Annotated in this window: 21 protein-coding genes; 15 read left to right on the top strand and 6 right to left on the bottom strand. The window is 31.3% G+C overall.

Annotated elements, in window-relative coordinates; all coding sequences use genetic code 11:
- From Q0772_RS09230 to Q0772_RS09220, 3 genes are read right to left on the bottom strand one after another with little or no spacing between them, the layout of a single operon-like run.
- On the bottom strand, positions 1–612 hold the full coding sequence (locus Q0772_RS09230) for an HAD family phosphatase (RefSeq protein WP_298343347.1): 612 nt from the start codon (positions 610–612) through the stop codon (positions 1–3).
- On the bottom strand, positions 605–1,609 hold the full coding sequence (gene ribD, locus Q0772_RS09225) for a bifunctional diaminohydroxyphosphoribosylaminopyrimidine deaminase/5-amino-6-(5-phosphoribosylamino)uracil reductase RibD (RefSeq protein WP_298343344.1): 1,005 nt from the start codon (positions 1,607–1,609) through the stop codon (positions 605–607). Before ribD ends, Q0772_RS09230 begins: the two co-directional genes overlap by 8 nt.
- A gap of 2 nt (positions 1,610–1,611) precedes the next feature.
- A complete protein-coding gene (locus Q0772_RS09220; RefSeq protein WP_298343341.1) occupies positions 1,612–2,067 on the bottom strand; it encodes an LEA type 2 family protein in 456 nt (151 codons plus the stop codon).
- A 53-nt stretch (positions 2,068–2,120) separates the two neighbouring features.
- On the opposite strand from Q0772_RS09220, the gene Q0772_RS09215 reads away from it, so the two are divergent.
- From Q0772_RS09215 to Q0772_RS09200, 4 genes are all read left to right on the top strand, one after another.
- Positions 2,121–2,612, top strand: a complete 492-nt coding sequence (locus Q0772_RS09215) for a GNAT family N-acetyltransferase (RefSeq protein WP_298343338.1) — start codon at positions 2,121–2,123, stop codon at positions 2,610–2,612.
- Complete coding sequence (prmC, locus tag Q0772_RS09210; RefSeq protein WP_298343335.1) at positions 2,609–3,460, top strand: peptide chain release factor N(5)-glutamine methyltransferase; 852 nt, start codon at positions 2,609–2,611, stop codon at positions 3,458–3,460. The genes Q0772_RS09215 and prmC overlap by 4 nt, the downstream gene beginning before the upstream one ends.
- Positions 3,457–5,454: an NAD-dependent DNA ligase LigA gene (gene ligA / locus Q0772_RS09205; RefSeq protein ID WP_298343332.1), complete on the top strand. Its 1,998-nt coding sequence runs from the start codon at positions 3,457–3,459 to the stop codon at positions 5,452–5,454. Before prmC ends, ligA begins: the two co-directional genes overlap by 4 nt.
- A 281-nt stretch (positions 5,455–5,735) precedes the next feature.
- On the top strand, positions 5,736–6,281 hold the full coding sequence (locus tag Q0772_RS09200) for a hypothetical protein (RefSeq protein ID WP_298343329.1): 546 nt from the start codon (positions 5,736–5,738) through the stop codon (positions 6,279–6,281).
- Between the two features lie 5 nt (positions 6,282–6,286).
- On the opposite strand, the gene Q0772_RS09195 is transcribed toward Q0772_RS09200, so the two are convergent.
- The 3 genes from Q0772_RS09195 to Q0772_RS09185 form a co-directional block, all read right to left on the bottom strand.
- On the bottom strand, positions 6,287–6,670 hold the full coding sequence (locus Q0772_RS09195) for a DoxX family protein (protein WP_298343326.1): 384 nt from the start codon (positions 6,668–6,670) through the stop codon (positions 6,287–6,289).
- A 68-nt stretch (positions 6,671–6,738) separates the two neighbouring features.
- On the bottom strand, positions 6,739–7,647 hold the full coding sequence (locus tag Q0772_RS09190) for a metallophosphatase (protein ID WP_298343324.1): 909 nt from the start codon (positions 7,645–7,647) through the stop codon (positions 6,739–6,741).
- A gap of 4 nt (positions 7,648–7,651) precedes the next feature.
- Positions 7,652–8,410: a 5'-nucleotidase gene (locus tag Q0772_RS09185; protein WP_298343321.1), complete on the bottom strand. Its 759-nt coding sequence runs from the start codon at positions 8,408–8,410 to the stop codon at positions 7,652–7,654.
- Positions 8,411–8,467: 57 nt separating this feature from the next.
- Between Q0772_RS09185 and Q0772_RS09180 the strand changes: the two genes are divergently transcribed.
- From Q0772_RS09180 to coaE, 11 genes are all read left to right on the top strand, one after another.
- Entirely contained in the window at positions 8,468–8,989 is a 522-nt protein-coding gene (locus tag Q0772_RS09180; protein ID WP_298343318.1) for a hypothetical protein, read from the top strand.
- 2 nt (positions 8,990–8,991) lie between these two features.
- A complete protein-coding gene (gene dapA / locus Q0772_RS09175) occupies positions 8,992–9,870 on the top strand; it encodes a 4-hydroxy-tetrahydrodipicolinate synthase (RefSeq protein WP_298343314.1) in 879 nt (292 codons plus the stop codon).
- Between the two features lie 118 nt (positions 9,871–9,988).
- Positions 9,989–10,828, top strand: coding sequence for an outer membrane protein assembly factor BamD (gene bamD / locus Q0772_RS09170; protein ID WP_298343311.1), 840 nt, complete (start codon positions 9,989–9,991; stop codon positions 10,826–10,828).
- 11 nt (positions 10,829–10,839) lie between these two features.
- The gene (locus Q0772_RS09165) at positions 10,840–11,169 is read left to right on the top strand and encodes a DNA-directed RNA polymerase subunit omega (protein WP_136481415.1); all 330 of its coding nucleotides are present in this window, start codon (positions 10,840–10,842) and stop codon (positions 11,167–11,169) included.
- Between the two features lie 91 nt (positions 11,170–11,260).
- Positions 11,261–12,472, top strand: a complete 1,212-nt coding sequence (coaBC, locus tag Q0772_RS09160; protein ID WP_298343302.1) for a bifunctional phosphopantothenoylcysteine decarboxylase/phosphopantothenate--cysteine ligase CoaBC — start codon at positions 11,261–11,263, stop codon at positions 12,470–12,472.
- A complete protein-coding gene (locus tag Q0772_RS09155; RefSeq protein ID WP_298343300.1) occupies positions 12,465–13,352 on the top strand; it encodes a DUF4835 family protein in 888 nt (295 codons plus the stop codon). The genes coaBC and Q0772_RS09155 overlap by 8 nt, the downstream gene beginning before the upstream one ends.
- A 55-nt stretch (positions 13,353–13,407) precedes the next feature.
- Complete coding sequence (recN, locus tag Q0772_RS09150; RefSeq protein ID WP_298343298.1) at positions 13,408–15,060, top strand: DNA repair protein RecN; 1,653 nt, start codon at positions 13,408–13,410, stop codon at positions 15,058–15,060.
- A 102-nt stretch (positions 15,061–15,162) separates the two neighbouring features.
- Positions 15,163–15,981 carry an SDR family oxidoreductase gene (locus Q0772_RS09145; protein WP_298343295.1) on the top strand — a complete coding sequence of 273 codons (819 nt, stop codon included), beginning with the start codon at positions 15,163–15,165 and terminating at the stop codon, positions 15,979–15,981.
- Positions 15,982–16,208: 227 nt separating this feature from the next.
- Positions 16,209–17,216 carry a glycosyltransferase gene (locus Q0772_RS09140; RefSeq protein ID WP_298343294.1) on the top strand — a complete coding sequence of 336 codons (1,008 nt, stop codon included), beginning with the start codon at positions 16,209–16,211 and terminating at the stop codon, positions 17,214–17,216.
- A gap of 46 nt (positions 17,217–17,262) precedes the next feature.
- Entirely contained in the window at positions 17,263–18,219 is a 957-nt protein-coding gene (locus tag Q0772_RS09135) for a YbbR-like domain-containing protein (protein ID WP_298343291.1), read from the top strand.
- Positions 18,216–18,809, top strand: a complete 594-nt coding sequence (gene coaE / locus Q0772_RS09130) for a dephospho-CoA kinase (RefSeq protein ID WP_298343287.1) — start codon at positions 18,216–18,218, stop codon at positions 18,807–18,809. The genes Q0772_RS09135 and coaE overlap by 4 nt, the downstream gene beginning before the upstream one ends.
- Positions 18,810–18,915: the final 106 nt, after the last annotated feature.

Here is an 18,915-nt window from a genome sequence, read left to right as displayed (position 1 = left end):
TTAGAATAAATCCGTTTTGGTTTTGAAGAGGTTGATTACATCTTCTGTTTTGGGGTCAATGTGCCAAGTATTGATGTTTATTTTATTTGCTGTATTTATATTATCTGCATTATCATCAACAAAAAGACACTCTTCGGGTTTAAGATTGTTGTTATTCAACACAAACTCAAAAATATTATTGTTAGGTTTTATTAAATGAATTTCATGAGACAGGTAGAATTCATCGAAACAGTTTTTAAAAGTTTCATAGAAAGAAACATTTTCTTTTATGTAATTAATATGTATATCATTGGTATTACTTAGTAAAATTAATTTGTATTTTGATGATTGTTTCAGGTTTACTAAAAAATCTAAGCGATATTTTGGAAAATCTTTCAACATGAAATTCCACATGTCTATAAACTCACTTTTTGAAATATGTGGATATTTATCTGTAACTAATTTTGCAAAACTGTTTGTTCCAATAAGCCCTTTTTCAAAACTCTCAAAAACTTCGAGTAATTCATCTGAAAAACCATCAATTTTCAAACTTTTTAAAGCGCTTTTATGTGCACCCTCTATATCTAGATTAATAAAAACATTACCAAAATCGAAAATAATGGTTTTAATCATTCACGTAAATTTTAAGATTGTCAGTATCTATTTTTTCTTCTGAAATTAATTTCCCTCTTAATTTTGGAGCTTTTATGCCATTTATGAATTTAGATGGCCCAATAAAAACTCGAGCTTCATCCCAAAGATTTGTATCGATAAAAGTTTGAAGTGTTTTTGCTCCGCCTTCTATAATAATAGAGTTTATATTTTTTTTAAAAAGTAAATCGCAAATTTGTTGTACCACATTTTTTGAAAAATCTATTATCTTATTTGAAACTAAAATAGTTTCTGTTTCGTTATTAAAAACATTTAAGGTTTTTGGTAGTTTTTCGTTTTCATCAATCACAACTCTTATGGGGTTTTCTCCAGTCCAGGTTCTAGTAGTTAAACTCGGATTGTCCTCTAAAACTGTATTTGTACCCACTAAAATTGCTTGTTCTTCAGAACGCCACTTGTGTACTAATTGTCTTGAATAACTATTGGTAATCCATATTGGTTTTTGCTCTTGTTTGGTTTTAGGAGCAATAAAGCCATCAGGTGTTTCAGCCCATTTTAAAATAATATATGGACGTTTTTTATTGTGAAAGGTGAAAAAGCGTTTATGATGAGTTTTACATTCATGTTTTAAAACACCAACAATAACCTTGCAACCTGCATTCTTAAGCTTTTTGATGCCTTGGCCGGCTACTTTTATATTATCATCAATGCAACCAATAACAACATTTGGGATTTTGTGTTTAATGATAAGGTCGCTGCAGGGTGGTGTTTTTCCGAAGTGCGAGCAAGGTTCAAGTGTTACGTATAATGTTGCTTCTTTAAGCAATGATTTGTTTCCAACTGAATTAATGGCGTTAACTTCAGCATGAGATCCTCCGTAAGCACTCGTATAACCTTCACCAATTATTTTGTTATTGGAAACAATTACAGCGCCAACCATTGGGTTTGGACGCGTGTTGCCTAAGCCATTTTTAGCAATTTCTATGCATCGTGATATGTAAACTTCGTGAGATTTCAATACTAAAATTTAATTTTCACATCTTCGGTTTTATCGATCTCATAGGTGTATGAGAATCCTAAAACTTTATATTTGATATCTCCTTTGTATTGCACTTTAACTTTCTTGCTAAATAAACTGCCTATTAATCCGCCAATGCTTTTGTTGCTAAACAAACTATCTGTTGGGACAATGGTTTTTAAAGGAATGGAAAACTCTTTTTTTGCGGGAACTTTAAAACTTTCGGTTGAGACTGAAGCCATTTCATTGTCGTTAACAAATACTTTTATTTCGTCAGTTTGAAGTTCACCTCCAATATCATTAGGGTTTATAAAAAAAGCATCAGCTGTAAACGTTACTTGTTTTGAAGTAGATTCTAGAACTTTGATGTTTTCAATACCTATAAATTGAGGTTTTTCATTAACAGAACAGCTTAAAAAAACGAAACAAATTGTTGATAAGATTATAAGTTTACGCATGATGTTTTTTTTCGATTTAATGTATCTTCACTATCTTAAAAGTACCAATTAAAGTGAGTAAAGATACTATAGTTATTCGAGAAATTCTGCCTCAAGACAACAAGGAATTAGAGGAGGTTATTCGTGCTTGTTTCCATGAATTTAAAATACCTTTAGAAGGAACTGCTTATTCTGATGCTGAGACTCCAAGAATGTACGAATCTTATCAAAATGATAATGATGTTTATTATGTTATAGAATGTAATGGTGAAATTTTAGGTGGTGGAGGTATAAAACCTTTAAAAGATATTGAAGACAAAGTATGCGAAATTCAAAAAATGTATTTTTCACCAACAGTAAGAGGGCAAGGTTATGGCAAAGTCTTATTTGAAAAATGCCTTCAAGCAGCAAAAGTTTTGGGCTACAAAAAATGTTATTTAGAATCGGCCTCACAGCTCAAAGCAGCCATTCATATTTATGAAAGCTATGGCTTTAAATACTTACCCAATGCATTGGGTAACACAGGGCACTATTCTTGTGGGTTATGGATGATTAAGGATTTATGAAGATAAAAGAATTACAGAATACATTTCATGAGCAATTAGATGCTTTTTATGAAAAAGAAGAAGTAGATAGCTTTTTTTTTATGCTAATAGCGCATTATTATGAAATTGCTAGAATCCAATTAGCAATGGATACGGATTTAGTTATATCTAACTCTAAAAAAATAATAGAGGCCTTAGAATTATTGAAACGACAAAAGCCAATTCAATATATAATTGGTGAAACGGAGTTTTATGGTTTAGAATTTAAAGTAAATGAACATGTTTTAATTCCAAGACCAGAAACAGAGGAATTAGTAAGTTGGGTTATTTCAGAATTCAATACTAAAAAAAAACCACTGCGTATTTTAGATATTGGAACAGGAAGTGGTTGTATTGCTATTTCATTAGCAAAAAACTTGAGAAATGTTAAGGTTTATGCTTTAGATGTAAGTAAAGAGGCTTTGAAAGTAGCGAAAGGTAATGCAGAATTGAATGCTGTAGATATTGAGTTTTTAGAATTAGATGTTTTAGAAACAAAAAGGATTAGAGATTTAGAATTTGATATTATAGTTTCAAACCCACCGTATGTTAGAGAAAAGGAAAAAGAAAAAATGAGACCTAATGTTTTAGATAATGAACCGCATTTGGCTTTATTTGTAAAAGATGAAAATCCACTACTTTTTTACAATGCTATAGCACAATTTGCTAACCAGAACTTAGCGAATAAAGGAGTTTTGTTTTTTGAAATTAATGAGTTTTTAGGAGGAAATATGATTAATTTATTGAATAAAAACCATTTTAAAAGTATCGAATTAAAACAAGATATTTTTAAGAAAGATAGAATGATAAAAGGAGTTAAAGTATTATGAATACTATTGAACAACAAATTGAAGATCTCCGCAAGGAATTAAGATTGCACAATCATAATTACTATGTGCTTGACAATGCCACTATTTCTGATTATGATTTTGATTTAAAATTAAAAGAACTTCAAAGTCTTGAAGCTAAACATCCAGAATTTTTTGATGCAAATTCTCCAACCCAGCGTGTAGGTGGTGAGGTAACAAGGAATTTTGAAACGGTTGTACATGAACATCGCATGTATTCTTTAGATAATTCTTATTCTAGAGAGGATTTGGAAGATTGGGAAAAACGTATAAAGAAGCTAGTTGATGGTGAGGTACAATATACTTGCGAGTTAAAATATGATGGGGCATCTATAAGTTTAACTTATGAGCATGGTAAACTAGTTAAGGCCGTTACCAGGGGAGATGGTTTTCAAGGTGATAATGTAACAGCTAATGTAAAAACCATTAAATCGGTGCCATTACAGTTAAAAGGAGATTACCCATCTAAATTTGATATTCGCGGAGAAATTATTTTACCGTTTGAAGGATTTATTAAAATGAATGAAGAGCGTGTTGTATTGGGGGAGGAGCCTTATAGAAATCCCAGAAACACAGCGTCAGGTAGTCTAAAACTACAGGATAGTGCAGAAGTAGCTAAACGCCCTCTTGAATGTTTACTTTATAACTTAACAAGCAATAATTTAGGAATTAGCACCCAATTTGAAAGCTTGCAAAAAGCAAGAGATTGGGGGTTTAAAGTTCCTAAAGCTGCTAAATTGGCTAATTCAATTGACGAAGTTCTAGAATTTGTAAACTATTGGGATTCGCACCGCCATGATTTACCTTATGAAACCGATGGTGTGGTTGTGAAAGTGAATAATCTCCAGCAGCAAGAAGAGTTAGGTTACACAGCAAAAGCACCTCGGTGGGCTATGGCTTATAAGTTTAAGGCAGAACAAGTGTCTACGCGTTTAAACACTATTACTTATCAAGTTGGTAGAACGGGGGCTATAACACCAGTAGCAAATCTAGAGCCTGTTGAATTAGCAGGAACAACGGTTAAACGTGCATCCTTACATAATGCAGATCAAATTGAGAAATTAGATATTAGAGAAGGGGATACCGTATATGTCGAAAAAGGTGGTGAAATTATCCCTAAAGTTTTAGGGGTAGATTTGAGTAAACGTAAAGCGGACTCTGAACCAACTAAGTATATTACAAATTGTCCTGAATGCGATACAGAACTTATAAGAAAAGAAGGTGAAGCACAGCATTATTGCCCTAATTATAATGGATGTAATCCTCAAATAATAGGTAGGATTCAGCATTTTATATCGAGGAAAGCCATGGATATAGATGGTTTAGGTGGTGAAACGGTTGCGCTTTTGGTAAATGAAGGCTTGATTAATAATTATTCGGATTTATTTCAATTAACTAAAGATCAAGTTATTCCATTGGAACGTATGGCAGAAAAAAGTGCTGATAATTTGATAAATGGTATTTCAGAGTCTAAAAACATTCCTTTTGAGCGTGTGCTTTATGCCCTTGGTATTAGATATGTAGGAGAAACAGTAGCTAAAAAGTTAGCTAAACATTATAAGAGTATTGATGCTATTATTGGAGCTTCACAAGAAGAGTTAGTTAATGTAGATGAGATAGGAGTAAAAATAGCAGAAAGTGTTACCAGATTTTTTGAAACACAAGAAAACATTGATATAATAAACAGATTGAAGGGGTTTGGTGTGCAATTGCAAATGTCTGAGGAACAGTTAAGTGGGCAAACCGATAAACTTAAAGGCGATATTGTGGTTGTTTCTGGTGTATTTTATCAAGTTTCTAGGAATGAATTAAAAAAGTTAATAGAGAATAACGGGGGAAAAGTGAGTAGCTCTATTTCATCAAAAACGTCCTATATCGTTGCTGGTGACAAAATGGGGCCAAGTAAAAAAACTAAGGCAGAAACTTTAGGTATAGCTTTGATTTCAGAGGAAAAATTCTTACAAAAATTGATTTAAACTTGTTATTTTATCGATAAAATGTAAAATTTATACGTTTAATTGTAATTTTTGTGTATATTTGTTTTTATTAACAATTAAATGCTCTCATGTACAAGTCGAAAGTCTTGGTAGGTTTAGTATTGCTATGCTATGTTTTGTTCACTGTTTTTGAATTTAGCGGTCACGAAATGGTATCGTATTATTTTCATTCTGCAATAGTACCTCTTATTACTGTACTTTATTTATTGTTTATTAAGAGAAAGAGCAAACTCTTTTTATTGTTCTTAATTTTCTACTCTGTGTCCGACTTATTGGGAGTAGTTATTGCTAATTTGCCATATGATGAGTCTCAAAACCTCTATAATTTTGAATATTATGTTTGCAACGGCTTATATATATTGGCTTACATTGTGTTAGTTGTAAAAATTGCAAGTTCATTGAATTTAATGCATGTTGTCAAATATTTTAAAATCCACATATTAGTTTTAAGTGTTTTAAATATTTATTTACTGTATGTATTACATGCTATAATAGATCCAAATCTAGTTTTTGAGAGTGATTATTATTTAGAGCTAACCTATAATATTGTAGTACTCGTACTATTATCAGTTGCACTGTTAAACTATTTTTACAGAGATAATAAGAAATCATTCTACCTATTTCTAGGGGCTTTGTGTATTGTTTTTTCTGAAGTTATGGATATTGCATACATTTATGTTGCACAAAGGTGTTTTTTAAACTTTTTAGGCACTACACTTGCTCTTGGAGCCTTTTATTTCTTTTATCAGCAATCAAAAATATTGAATGTTGTTAATAATGAAGAGAGGTATTTGGTTGCAGATTAGTATTTTTAAACTCTATTATTTAAAAAAGGAATATCTTTCTTATATAAGAAAAGAATAATTGCAGACAGAATAAAAGTAAATACTGCAGTTCCAAAAAGTAAACCACCATCACCTTTTACGTCAATTCCTAACTGTGTTAAATGCATTATAATGGCGCCTCCAATAATGCCCAAAGTCAAGCTAGCTCCAACCCATACTGTTTTTGGAATAAGTAATAAAATACCCGCTATAAGCTCTAGAATACCTATACCTATTCTTCCGATAGGTTCTAAACCAACTGTTTCGAATATATATACACTATCTGGATGAGCGGAAAATTTAAAGCGTAAGGTTTGAATTAAAATTAAGGCTACGATTATTCTAAGTGCTAAGGGAATGTATTTTTTCATGATTGGTATATTTTAGTTAAAAGCTTAGACGTATTTAACCAGTATACTTAACATATAGCTAAATGGTTTTAAACAATTATAGAGGTGCCATTGGCAGATTTGTTTTTGTCTGAATCAAAATAAAAATCGATTTTACCCAGATAAATACCATAGCAACCTACTTGGTTAACAAGTACATTTTTATTGTCAGAATTTTTAACTATGGTGGGTTTAGGGAGAAATGTATGTGTATGCCCACCAATAATTAAATCAATATCTTTTGTTGCTTTTGCTAAAGATAAGTCGCTAATTTTATTAGAATTTCTATAATTATATCCTAAGTGAGATAAGCAGATAATCAAATCACATTTTTCTTCCGTTTTTAATATTCGAGACATGTCTTGGCTAATCTCTAGAGGATTTAGATATTTAGTTTCTTTAAACATGTTAGGCGCTACCAAACCATTTAATTCAATACCTAAACCAAAAACACCTATTTTAATACCATTTTTTTGGAATACTTGATAAGGTTTAGTTTGAGTATCCATAATAGTATTCGAAAAATCATAATTAGCAGATATAAATTGAAATTTTGCGTGTGGTAATTGTGCAAATAACCCATCAATGCCATTGTCGAAGTCATGATTACCAATTGTAGCAGCATCATATTTAAGTTTGCTCATCAATTTAAATTCCAACTCGCCTCCATAATAATTAAAATATGGTGTGCCCTGAAAAATATCACCAGCGTCTAGTAATAAAGTGTTTGGGTTTTCTTTTCTAATTGAATCGATTAAACTTGCACGTCTTGCTACACCGCCTTTATTGGCATTTCTACCTTCTTCAAAAGTATCAATATGGCTATGCACATCATTTGTATGAAGGATAGTGATTTTGGTAGTATTGTTTAGACTTGTAAAAGACTGCAAACCTAAACTGCCAAGGGTTACTAAAGCAGTTCCTGCTGATGCTTGTTGAATAAAATCTCTACGCTTCATGAGTTTATTTAATTTGAATAAATCGATCGTCAATAACAGGTTCTATGGTGTCAAGTTTAATAAACTTATCAATCAAAGTATTTCTGATTTTGTAATCTAATCTGTAAACGCTATCGTTTGGTTTAAAAAATGACATATTATCACCACCACTATATACATAATTACTAGTTGCGACGTAATAGATTCTATTTTTATCGATGTTTTTTCCTTTTATTTTGGCCTCCATTATTTTGAATTCTTGATTTAAAACCAATTTAAGCTTGGAAACGGGGTGTGCGGTTTTAGATGTTCTTAAAAAATCAATTAAACTGTCAATTTGAGTACCTTTAATTGCGATAACTACCACAGTATTTTCAAAAGGCATCAGCTCAAAAGCGGTCCTTTTAGAAACATTTCCTTTGTTTAAGGCAGATCTAATCGCACCGTGGTTAAATATTACCATGTCAATGTCGTGCCCTGTTCTGCTTTTAAAAATTGGATTAGCCTCACTATAAATAGCGTCAGCCATAAAATTACCTACAGCCGTATTTAATTCCCCATCAGTTTTAGAGTAAGTTCCTGCTGAATATGCTAAAATACTATCTAAATCTTTTTGAATATTATCTCTAAAAGGTTTAATAAAGTTTTCAATTTCTCCATCTAGAATAAGAGAATCTGAGATTATAATTTGTTGTCCTTCAATTTTTATAATTTTTAGTTTTTCATCTTTACAATTCAGAAAACTTAAAAAATATAACAAAAAAAGGAAATGTGTAAACCTCATTGAATAAGCTAATTTTTGAATGTACTTTTGCTACCTTTGCGCAAAGTATAAAGATAAATGATTTTAAAGGGTTTTAAACAAAAATCTAATAAAAAGTACCTAAACAAATTGTTAGCAGAACGCAAGGTAAATGTGAATGCTGATGAAGTAGTTAGTTTAGGAGTTATCTTAAATACTGATGAAATTAATGACTTTGAGGTGTTCAGGGAATTAGCTGATTATATTAAAGTAAGACCAAATAGGTTGAAAATTATAGCTTTTTCTTCAAGTAAAAAAGATGATATTCATTCCTGGGATGAATGCTATAATCCAAAAGATTTTGGATGGAATGGTGTCATTAAAAATATGGAACTCAAAGCGTTTTTAGATACACCATTTGATGTTTTAATTAGCTACTACGAAAAAGAAGTTTTTGAGCTTAAATTGATAACTGCTGAATCTAAAGCTAAATTTAAGATAGGCATATTGCAGTCTGACGAGCGTTTAAATGATTTAATAATAAAAACAAGTTTAAAACAATTTAACCTCTTTAAAGAGGAAGTTTTTAAATATCTAACCATTTTAAAAAAAATTAAGTAATAATGAATAGTAAGTTTGTAGGAACGGGAGTTGCGTTGGTTACACCATTTAATTCTGATTTAAGTATCGATCATGAAGCATTAACCAATATTGTTAATTACAATATTGAAAATGGTACGGATTACCTTGTTATTTGTGGAACAACAGGGGAAAGTGTAACATTAACCAAACAAGAGAAGAAAGATGTTGTTGCTACTATTTCAATAGCTAATAATGGAAGATTACCATTAGTTCTAGGTATTGGTGGTAATAATACCATGGCTGTAATTGATGAAATAAAATCTACAGACTTAAGTGGTATTGATGCTATTTTATCAGTTTCTCCTTATTATAGCAAACCTACTCAAGAAGGTATTTATCAGCATTTTAAAGCTATTGCTGAAGCTTCTCCGATTGATATTATTTTGTACAATGTACCTGGGCGAACTTCTAAGAATGTTGAGGTTGAAACCACATTGAGATTAGCCAACGATTTTGATAACATAATAGCAGTTAAGGAAGCAGGAAACAATACCACACAGTATTTAGAGCTCATAAATAATAAACCTAAAGATTTTTTAATTATTTCTGGTGATGATGATTTAGCTCTAGGGGTAACCTTAGCAGGTGGCTCAGGTGTCATTTCTGTAATTGGTCAAGCGTTTCCAAAAGAATTTTCAAACATGATTCGCTTAGGACTAAAAGGTGAAACAGAAGCTGCTTACAAGCTTCATTATAAACTTATTGATGTTATAGGTTATATTTTTGAAGAGAATAACCCAGCTGGAATTAAAGCTGTATTTGAAGCCTTAAATCTATGTCAAGATATCGTAAGATTACCATTAGTACCAGCATCAAATGCCTTAAAATCCAAAATAGCAGATTTTGCTCGTTCTTTTTAGTGTGTTAAATATTACTTAAACCATACAATTACTAAGTTTTAGCCGTTATTTTAGCAAAGAAATTATATTTTTAAAATCCATATAAATAGCGTAATTTTGCATGCTGTATTTAAAATCTATGAATAAATTTCTCTACATCATATTTTCATTAGTCATTTTAAGTGGCTGTAGCGAATACCAGAAAGTTCTAAAGGCTGATGGTGAAGATGCTGTTGCTAAAAAATTTAAAATGGGGGAAGAATTATATAACCAAGGCAAATTTGAAAAAGCGAATAGACTTTTTGCTCAAATAGTACCAAACTATAGAGGGAAGCCACAGGCAGAAAAGTTAATGTATTTATACTCTAATACATTTTATAAAATGAAAGACTTTTATGTGGCAGGCTATCAATTTGAGCGTTTTGCATCAAGTTATCCTAAGAGCGAAAAATTAGAAGAAACTTCATTTTTTGGAGCAAGGAGTTATTATCAATTATCTCCTATTTTTAGTAAAGACCAAACAGAAACGAAAGAAGCTATTGAGAAGTTGCAAGAATTCATAAACCTATTTCCTGATTCCGAATATGTTTCTGATGCTAATACACTAATACAAGAATTAGATTTTAAACTCGAGAAAAAGGCTTATGAAATAGCAAAACAATTTAATCATATATCAGATTACCCTGCCTCTGTAAGATCTTTTGATAATTTTATATTTGAGTTCCCAGGATCAAGACTTCGTGAAGATGCTTTGTTTTATAGGTTGGATTCAGCATACAAGTTAGCAATAAATAGCGTAGAAGTTAAAAATACCATACAAAAAGGAATTATTTACCTAAAAAAGCAACGTTTAGAAACAGCAAAAGAGTACTCACAAGCTTTTATTGAAGCTTATGCTGAATCAAAATATATAGAGGATGTTAAGGAAATGGCATCAGAAATAAGCAAGGAATTAAACAATTACAGCACCAAAAGTTAAATTATAAAAGGATGGATTTAAAAAAAACTAATGCTCCAGTTAATACGGTAACGTATGATAGAAATCAAATAGATGAGCCAACAGAGAATATCTACGAGTCAATTTCTATCATATCCAGACGCGCTGAACAAATTAACACAGAGATTAAAAAAGAACTTATTGATAAGTTAGAGGAGTTTGCTACTTACAATGATAGTCTTGAGGAAATCTTTGAAAACAAAGAGCAAATTGAGGTTTCTAAGTTTTATGAGAAACTGCCTAAGCCTCATGCATTAGCTGTTCAAGAATGGTTGACAGATAAAATTTATTTTAGAAATACTGAGGAAGATTCTCAAGAATAATTTCTAAATTTAAGCACCATTAAATAAACTCCAATACCGTTTTAATAAATGGCGTTGGAGTTTGTTTGGTTATTAAAACCACACTTTATTGATGAGTATACTAGGCGGAAAGAAAATATTACTTGGCATTACTGCTGGCATTGCTGCTTATAAAACAGCATCTTTAGTGCGGTTATTTATAAAATCAGGGGCAGAGGTAAAGGTGGTGATGACTCCTGCTGCTAAAGATTTTATAACTCCATTAACCTTATCAACTTTATCAAAGCATCCTGTACATTCATCTTTCACAAATGAAGAAGATGATAACGCTGTTTGGAATAATCATGTAGACTTAGGGCTTTGGGCAGATTTATTTGTTGTTGCACCAGCAACAGCGAATACCTTGTCGAAAATGTCCAATGGTACGAGTGATAATTTATTGCTAGCAACATATTTATCTGCAAAATGCCCTGTTTATTTTGCACCAGCTATGGATTTGGATATGTATAAACATCCATCGACACTCCAATCTTTTGAAAAACTTAAAAATTTTGGAAATATTATGATTCCAGCTACCAGTGGCGAATTAGCCAGTGGGTTAGTAGGTCAGGGAAGAATGGCTGAGCCTGAGGATATTGTTACGTTTATAGAGAGTGATATTTTAGATAAGCTTCCACTGCGTGGAAAAAAAGTCTTAATTACTGCCGGCCCAACTTATGAGGCTATTGATCCTGTAAGATTTATAGGAAATCATTCCAGCGGTAAAATGGGGTTTGAAATAGCTAAGGCTGCTGCAAATAAAGGAGCTGAAGTTATTTTGGTTACAGGACCAACATATCAAAAGGTGTCGCATAGTTTAATACATGTAAAGCCTGTTGTGAGTGCTCAGAACATGTACGATGAGGTACATAAGCATTTCAAAACAACAGATATTGCTATTCTTTCAGCTGCTGTAGCAGATTTTACTCTAAAAGAAGTAGCAACACAGAAAATAAAAAAGACTTCTAATACGTTAGTTTTAGAGTTGGAAAAAACTAAAGATATATTGGCATCTTTAGGAGACATTAAAAAGCAGCAATATTTAGTGGGATTTGCCCTAGAGACCAATAACGAATTAGAGAATGCTAAAGGGAAATTAACAAAAAAGCATTTAAATTTAATTGTATTAAATTCGTTAAATGATAAAGGAGCTGGTTTTAAAACAGATACAAACAAAGTAACATTTCTTGATGACAAAGGTAATGTTACAGCGTTTCAGTTAAAATCAAAAACTGAAGTTGCTTCAGATTTATTAAATAAAATTATATCAGAAATTGATGCGTAATATTCTAGTTATATTAATAGTTTTCCTGAGTTTAACCGGGTTTTCACAAGAATTAAATTGTAATGTTGTTGTAAATGCAGAACAAACAGGTAACGAGAATTTTCCAATTTTTAAAACTTTAGAAAAGCAACTCAATGAGTTTGTTAATAACACTAAGTGGACTAAAAAAACATTTAAAGATCAAGAACGTATTAGTTGCAATATGTTTATTAATGTTACCCAATACAGTGGCGAAACCTTTCAAGCCACATTACAAGTGCAATCGTCAAGACCAATATATGGATCTTCTTTCAGTACACCACTTTACAACTTTAATGATAAAGATTTTAACTTCAGATATTTAGAATTTCAAAATTTAATATATAATCCATCTCAATTTGAATCTAATTTAATTTCAGTTTTAGCATTTCATATAAATATGATTTTGGCTTTAGACGCGGATTCATTTGAAGAAAAAGGAGGTGATGATTATTATAAACAAGCTCAGATAATTACCAATTACTCGCAGCAAGGAAATTTTAAAGGATGGAAATTGGAAGATGGGTTGCAAAGTCGTTTTACGTTAATCGATAATGTGTTATCTCCAACCTTTAAAGAATTTCGGAATGTTATATATGACTATCACAGAAACGGATTGGATGTTATGAGTGATGATGTTAAAGCTGGTAAAGAGGCTGTTGCTAAAGCTTTAGAGAAATTTCAAGCTATGAATGCTCGTAGACCAAATTCTTTTCTGTTACGTACGTTTTTTGATGCTAAAGCGGAAGAAGTTGAGCAAATTTTTACAGATGGTCCTAACGTAAACATCGTGAAATTAAAAGAAACCTTACAGCGTATTGCACCAATGCACAGTAGTAAATGGCAAAATATTAAATATTGATTTTTACTAAAAAAGTTTAAATTGGTTCATTCTAATTGTTAACTTATAATACAATATGCTCACGTCCCTTTCTATAAAAAACTATGCATTAATTGATAATCTTCATGTAGATTTTAATGATGGATTCTCAATAATTACTGGCGAAACTGGTGCAGGGAAATCAATACTTTTAGGTGGTTTATCATTAATTTTAGGTAAACGTGCAGATTTAAGTAGTTTAAAAGAGCCATCAAAAAAGTGTATCATTGAAGCTGTTTTTAATATCTCTAATTACAATTTAAAGGAACTTTTTAATTCTGAAGATTTAGATTACGAACCACAAACTATTATTAGAAGAGAAATATTACCATCAGGTAAATCTAGAGCGTTTGTTAATGATACACCAGTAAATTTATCCAGTCTACAATTATTAGGAGAACGTTTAATAGATATTCATTCACAGCATCAAACCCTTCAACTTACAAGTAACGATTTTCAATTTCAAGTAATTGATGCTTTGGCAAATCATGATGTAGTTCTTGAAAAGTATAAACAAGAGTTACAAGTTTATAAAAACCTCCAAAAAGAATATGATACGCTTTTATCTTTTCAGGCTGAAGCCATAAAAGAGCATGATTACAACACGTTTTTGTTAAATGAATTAACTGAAGCTAACCTAATTGAAGGCGAAGTAGAAACTTTAGAAGAAGAATATGAAACCTTAAATAATATAGAGGGTATTCAAGAAAACCTAGCTGAAGCTTATCAGCTTTTAGGAGAAGAGCAAGTTGGTATTTTAACATCACTAACTACGTTGAAGACTGTATTCCAGAAACTATCAGGTTTGTCCTCAAAATATGAAGAACTGTTCAATAGAGCAAATAGTTGCTTAATTGAAATGGATGATTTGTACAGTGAAATTCACGAGTTACAGGATGGCTTAGACGCAGACCCAAACAGGCTTGCGGTAGTTGATGGAAAGTTAAAAATCATTCATAATTTGATGCAAAAGCATGTAGCTTCAGATGTTTCGGAGTTAATTGGAATAAAAAATCAATTAAAAGAAAAAGTGTCGGTTACAGAAAACCTTGATGATACAATTAAGAAAAAGCAAACTGAAATTTCTTCAAAAGAGAAAGAACTTAATGCAATTTCAAAATCCATTCATAAAAATCGCTTAGAGGTTATTCCGCTTTTAAAGTCACAATTAGAAACTATTTTAGCAGAGTTAGGGATGCCAAATGCACAGTTTAAAATTGAAGTATTTAACAGTGATACTTATTATAGCAATGGAAAAGACGAGCTGTCTTTTTTATTTTCAGCAAATAAAGGAGGTAGCTTTAACGCGCTAAAAAAAGCCGCCTCAGGAGGAGAACTTTCCAGAATCATGTTAGCTATAAAGTCTATACTATCAAAATACATTCAGCTTCCAACAATAATGTTTGATGAGATTGATACAGGAGTTTCTGGTGAGATTTCAAATAAAATGGGTGATATTATGCTGCAAATGAGTAAGAACATGCAAGTATTTTCAATTACGCATTTACCACAAATTGCTGCCAAAGGCCATTCGCATTTTAAAGTTTATAAAGAAGATGTAGGTGAGGTAACGCAAACTAATCTTATTAAATTAAATCATGACGATCGTATTGTAGAGATAGCTCAAATGCTTGGTGGTTCAGAATTAACTACATCGGCAATAGCTCATGCCAAAGAGTTGCTCAACTAGCTTGATGTGCCTTTAGTAGCAAGAATCTATTATAGAAAATCATAATTTTAATATTATCTTAGCACACTAATTAACAAATAAGAATTAAAATAGTTTACTAATATGTCATATAATTTACTAAAAGGAAAAAAAGGAATCATTTTTGGAGCATTAGATTCAAATTCAATTGCTTGGAAAACTGCAGAGCGTGTTCATGAAGAAGGCGGTCAATTTGTGTTAACTAATGCACCAGTTGCAATGCGAATGGGGCAAATTAATGAGTTAGCAGAAAAAACAGGTTCTCAAATTATTCCTGCAGATGCCACTTCCGAAGAGGATTTGCAAAATTTAGTTGAGCAATCTATGGAGATTTTAGGAGGTAAAATTGATTTTGTACTACACTCCATTGGTATGTCAATTAATGTTAGAAAGGGTAAACACTATACAGATCAAAATTACGCTTGGACGCAAAAGGGAACAGATGTTTCAGCCATGTCTTTTCATAAAGTAATGCAAACATTATACAAGGCAGATGCCATGAACGAATGGGGAAGTATTGTAGCATTAACTTATATGGCAGCACAACGTGTTTTTCCAGATTATAATGATATGGCAGACAATAAAGCCTATTTAGAAAGTATTGCACGTAGTTTCGGGTATTTCTTCGGAAGAGACAAAAAAGTAAGAGTAAACACCATTTCACAATCGCCAACACCAACAACAGCTGGAAGTGGTGTAAAAGGGTTTGATGGATTTATTTCTTACGCAGAAAAAATGTCGCCACTTGGTAATGCTACAGCCATGGATTGTGCAAACTACACAGTGTCGTTATTTAGCGATTTAACCAAACGTGTTACTTTGCAAAACCTTTATAATGATGGTGGATTTAGCAACATGGGCGTAAGTGATGCCGTAATGTCTACCTTTGTAGGAGAAGAATAAAAAAGCATACTCAATAATACAAAGCCGCCTTTAAAAGGGTGGCTTTTTTTATGGCGAGTTTTTGAAATAAAAACCGCGCTATCCGTTACTAGTTTTGGCTCGATGCACGCCTCGCCAAAAGCTAACCACTACTATCGCTCTCGCACCTATCTGCCAACTAAAAGTATAACCTAAAAGGAGATTACAACTTTGCCAATAAATGCAACAAGATTAATTACATTTGTAACATGCAATTACAATACTCATTTATAATTCCAGTTTATAACAGGCCAGATGAAATTCAAGAACTTCTGGAGAGTTTTAACGCTTTAGATGGAGCTATACCTTTTGAAATTGTAATTGTGGAAGACGGATCAACAAAGACCTCAAAAGCAGTAGTAGAAACATTTAGCAACAAACTAAATATATCCTATTATTTTAAAGAAAATTCAGGACCTGGTGATTCTAGAAATTTTGGTATGCAGCAAGCAAAAGGAAATTACTTCATTATTTTAGATTCAGATTGTATTCTGCCCAAAGATTATTTGGTTGCAGCCAATAAAAGTTTAGAAACAGATTATGTAGATTGTTTTGGCGGTCCAGATGCGGCTCACAGTTCGTTTTCTAATTTACAAAAAGCTATCAATTTTTCAATGACATCTTTTATAACTACAGGAGGTATTAGAGGAAATAAAAATAGTGTTGACAAATTTCAACCCAGAAGCTTCAATATGGGGCTTTCAAAAAAAGCATTTGAGGCATCTAAGGGGTTTGGAAGAATTCATCCTGGAGAGGATCCAGATTTATCAATTAGATTATGGAATTTAGGATTTAAAACTAAATTAATTCCAGAAGCATACGTATATCATAAGCGCAGAATTTCATGGAAGAATTTTTACAAACAAGTAAATAAATTTGGGATGGTTCGTCCTATTTTAAACAAATGGCATCCATCAACAAAAAAGGTTACATACTGGTTTCCTACACTGTTTTGCTTAGGGTTGATTTTGGCAATTTTATTTTTTATTCTAGGTAATAAATGGTTGTTGTTAGCTTATACTATTTATTTTTTCATAGCGTTTTTATTAGCACTAATAAGTACAAGAAATTTAATAGTTTCAGTCTTGACGATGCCAGCAATTCTAATTCAGTTTATCGGATATGGTTATGGGTTTTTTAAGTCTACATTGGCAGTTTCAGTGCTTAATAAAAACCCAGAAAAGTATTTTCCTAAATTATTTTTTAAACTTAACTAAAAGTATTGGTTATTATGATTTTAAGGTGTTTTATTAAGGTGGTAAATTGAAAAAATTAAAAGTAAATATTATAGCGTCTTTTAAAAAGAAAAAAATAAATGTTTTTATTTTATTTTTACTTTCGGCTTTTATAATTTTACTATTCACAAAGCTTTCAAAAGATTATACAAACACAATAGCTTTCGAGATAGAAAAGATTAATGTGCCGCAGGAGAATGTTATTTTAAACGATTCTGTAAGTCTTAACATTACATTAAAAACACATGGTTTTAAGTGGTTAAATTATTATGTAACCAAACCTAAAATTAAAATTGATTTTAGTAAAGATGTTTATAAAACTGAAAACACTTTCGTTTACAACAAATCAAAATCCTACTTAAAAAACACCCAGTTTGATAAACAAGTTGAATTATTAAGTATATCTCCAGATCCTATTACGTTTCGTTATGGTATAAATATGGTAAAGAAAGTTCCTGTGCGTGTAAATGCAGATATTAACTTTTTTCCGGGTTTTGATAGGTCTAGTCGTCTAATATCAGAACCCGATTCTATAACTATAGTAGGGCCAAATTTATTAGTTTCTAAAATTAATTTTCTTGAAACAGAAGCTACTGTTTTAAAAGATGTGAGAACGAATATAGCAGAAACAGTAAGCATTAAATTACCAAAAAACACTTCAGATTTGAAGTTTTCCCAAAACAAAATAAAGCTAAATGCTAAAGTAGAAAAGTTTACAGAGGGTACGCTTAATATCCCAGTTACTGTGATAGGTGTTCCTAAAAACGTAAAATTAAAATACTTTCCTAAAACAGTAAACGTTTCTTATTATGTTAGTTTAAGTGAATTCAATCAGATTAAAACTAATAGCTTTAAAGTAGTTTGTGATTATCGAAAAACCAATGTTAATCAATCTTTTTTAGTACCAGAACTCAAAAAATATCCTGATTTTGTAAAACACGTAAAATTAAGGCAACAACGTATAGAATTTATAGTAACAAAATGATTATTGTCGGTTTAACAGGAGGAATTGGAAGTGGTAAGACAACTGTAGCAAAACAGTTTTCAGAATTAGGAGTGCCTATTTATATAGCAGACGATGAAGCTAAAAATTTGATGAATCGCTCTAAAGTAATTAAAAGAAAGCTTATTAAATTATTTGGAGATAAAGCATATATAGATGGTGAATTAAATAGACCTTTCATAGCAAATATCATATTCAATAATAAAACTTATTTAGAGAAAATGAATGCTATTGTGCACCCTAAAGTTGCTAGACATTTTGAAAAATGGATGCTGAAACAAGATGCTTCTTATGTTATTAAAGAAGTTGCTATTCTGTTTGAAAATGGTGGACATAAAACGTGCAACTATATAATCACTGTTGTTGCTCCAATAGAAACACGAATTAAACGTTTACTTAAACGAGATCATACTTCAAAAGAAAAAATCGAAGCTATTATGAATAACCAATGGACGGATGAGGAGAAAATAAAGCATTCCCATTTTGTTATAGAAAACATTGAGCTTGATAAAACCAAAAAACAAGTCAATAAAATTCATAAGAAACTACTTATTAAAACACACAAATCTTAAATTTTAACATTTTTGTTAATGTAAGGTTAAAAGGTAGCAGACCTAAATGTTTAAATGTTAATTTTGATTAATGGGCAAAAGGCTATTTATTCTGTTAATAATACTC

Source organism: uncultured Algibacter sp., from assembly GCF_947490405.1.
Taxonomy (GTDB): Bacteria; Bacteroidota; Bacteroidia; order Flavobacteriales; family Flavobacteriaceae; genus Algibacter_B.
The sequence above is the reverse complement of the archived record's forward strand: the minus strand, read 5'-3'. Positions and strand labels throughout refer to the sequence as shown.

What these genes read in the sequence shown, in the direction of transcription:
- coaE (WP_298343287.1), top strand. Translation starts at nt 18,216, where the DNA reads ATGATTATTGTCGGTTTAACAGGAGGAATTGGAAGTGGTAAGACAACT.
- Q0772_RS09220 (WP_298343341.1), bottom strand. Translation starts at nt 2,067, where the DNA reads ATGCGTAAACTTATAATCTTATCAACAATTTGTTTCGTTTTTTTAAGC.
- Q0772_RS09190 (WP_298343324.1), bottom strand. Translation starts at nt 7,647, where the DNA reads ATGAAGCGTAGAGATTTTATTCAACAAGCATCAGCAGGAACTGCTTTA.
- Q0772_RS09145 (WP_298343295.1), top strand. Translation starts at nt 15,163, where the DNA reads ATGTCATATAATTTACTAAAAGGAAAAAAAGGAATCATTTTTGGAGCA.
- bamD (WP_298343311.1), top strand. Translation starts at nt 9,989, where the DNA reads ATGAATAAATTTCTCTACATCATATTTTCATTAGTCATTTTAAGTGGC.
- prmC (WP_298343335.1), top strand. Translation starts at nt 2,609, where the DNA reads ATGAAGATAAAAGAATTACAGAATACATTTCATGAGCAATTAGATGCT.
- Q0772_RS09195 (WP_298343326.1), bottom strand. Translation starts at nt 6,670, where the DNA reads ATGAAAAAATACATTCCCTTAGCACTTAGAATAATCGTAGCCTTAATT.
- coaBC (WP_298343302.1), top strand. Translation starts at nt 11,261, where the DNA reads ATGAGTATACTAGGCGGAAAGAAAATATTACTTGGCATTACTGCTGGC.
- dapA (WP_298343314.1), top strand. Translation starts at nt 8,992, where the DNA reads ATGAATAGTAAGTTTGTAGGAACGGGAGTTGCGTTGGTTACACCATTT.
- Q0772_RS09230 (WP_298343347.1), bottom strand. Translation starts at nt 612, where the DNA reads ATGATTAAAACCATTATTTTCGATTTTGGTAATGTTTTTATTAATCTA.
- ligA (WP_298343332.1), top strand. Translation starts at nt 3,457, where the DNA reads ATGAATACTATTGAACAACAAATTGAAGATCTCCGCAAGGAATTAAGA.
- Q0772_RS09165 (WP_136481415.1), top strand. Translation starts at nt 10,840, where the DNA reads ATGGATTTAAAAAAAACTAATGCTCCAGTTAATACGGTAACGTATGAT.
- Q0772_RS09180 (WP_298343318.1), top strand. Translation starts at nt 8,468, where the DNA reads ATGATTTTAAAGGGTTTTAAACAAAAATCTAATAAAAAGTACCTAAAC.
- Q0772_RS09140 (WP_298343294.1), top strand. Translation starts at nt 16,209, where the DNA reads ATGCAATTACAATACTCATTTATAATTCCAGTTTATAACAGGCCAGAT.
- Q0772_RS09185 (WP_298343321.1), bottom strand. Translation starts at nt 8,410, where the DNA reads ATGAGGTTTACACATTTCCTTTTTTTGTTATATTTTTTAAGTTTTCTG.
- recN (WP_298343298.1), top strand. Translation starts at nt 13,408, where the DNA reads ATGCTCACGTCCCTTTCTATAAAAAACTATGCATTAATTGATAATCTT.
- Q0772_RS09155 (WP_298343300.1), top strand. Translation starts at nt 12,465, where the DNA reads ATGCGTAATATTCTAGTTATATTAATAGTTTTCCTGAGTTTAACCGGG.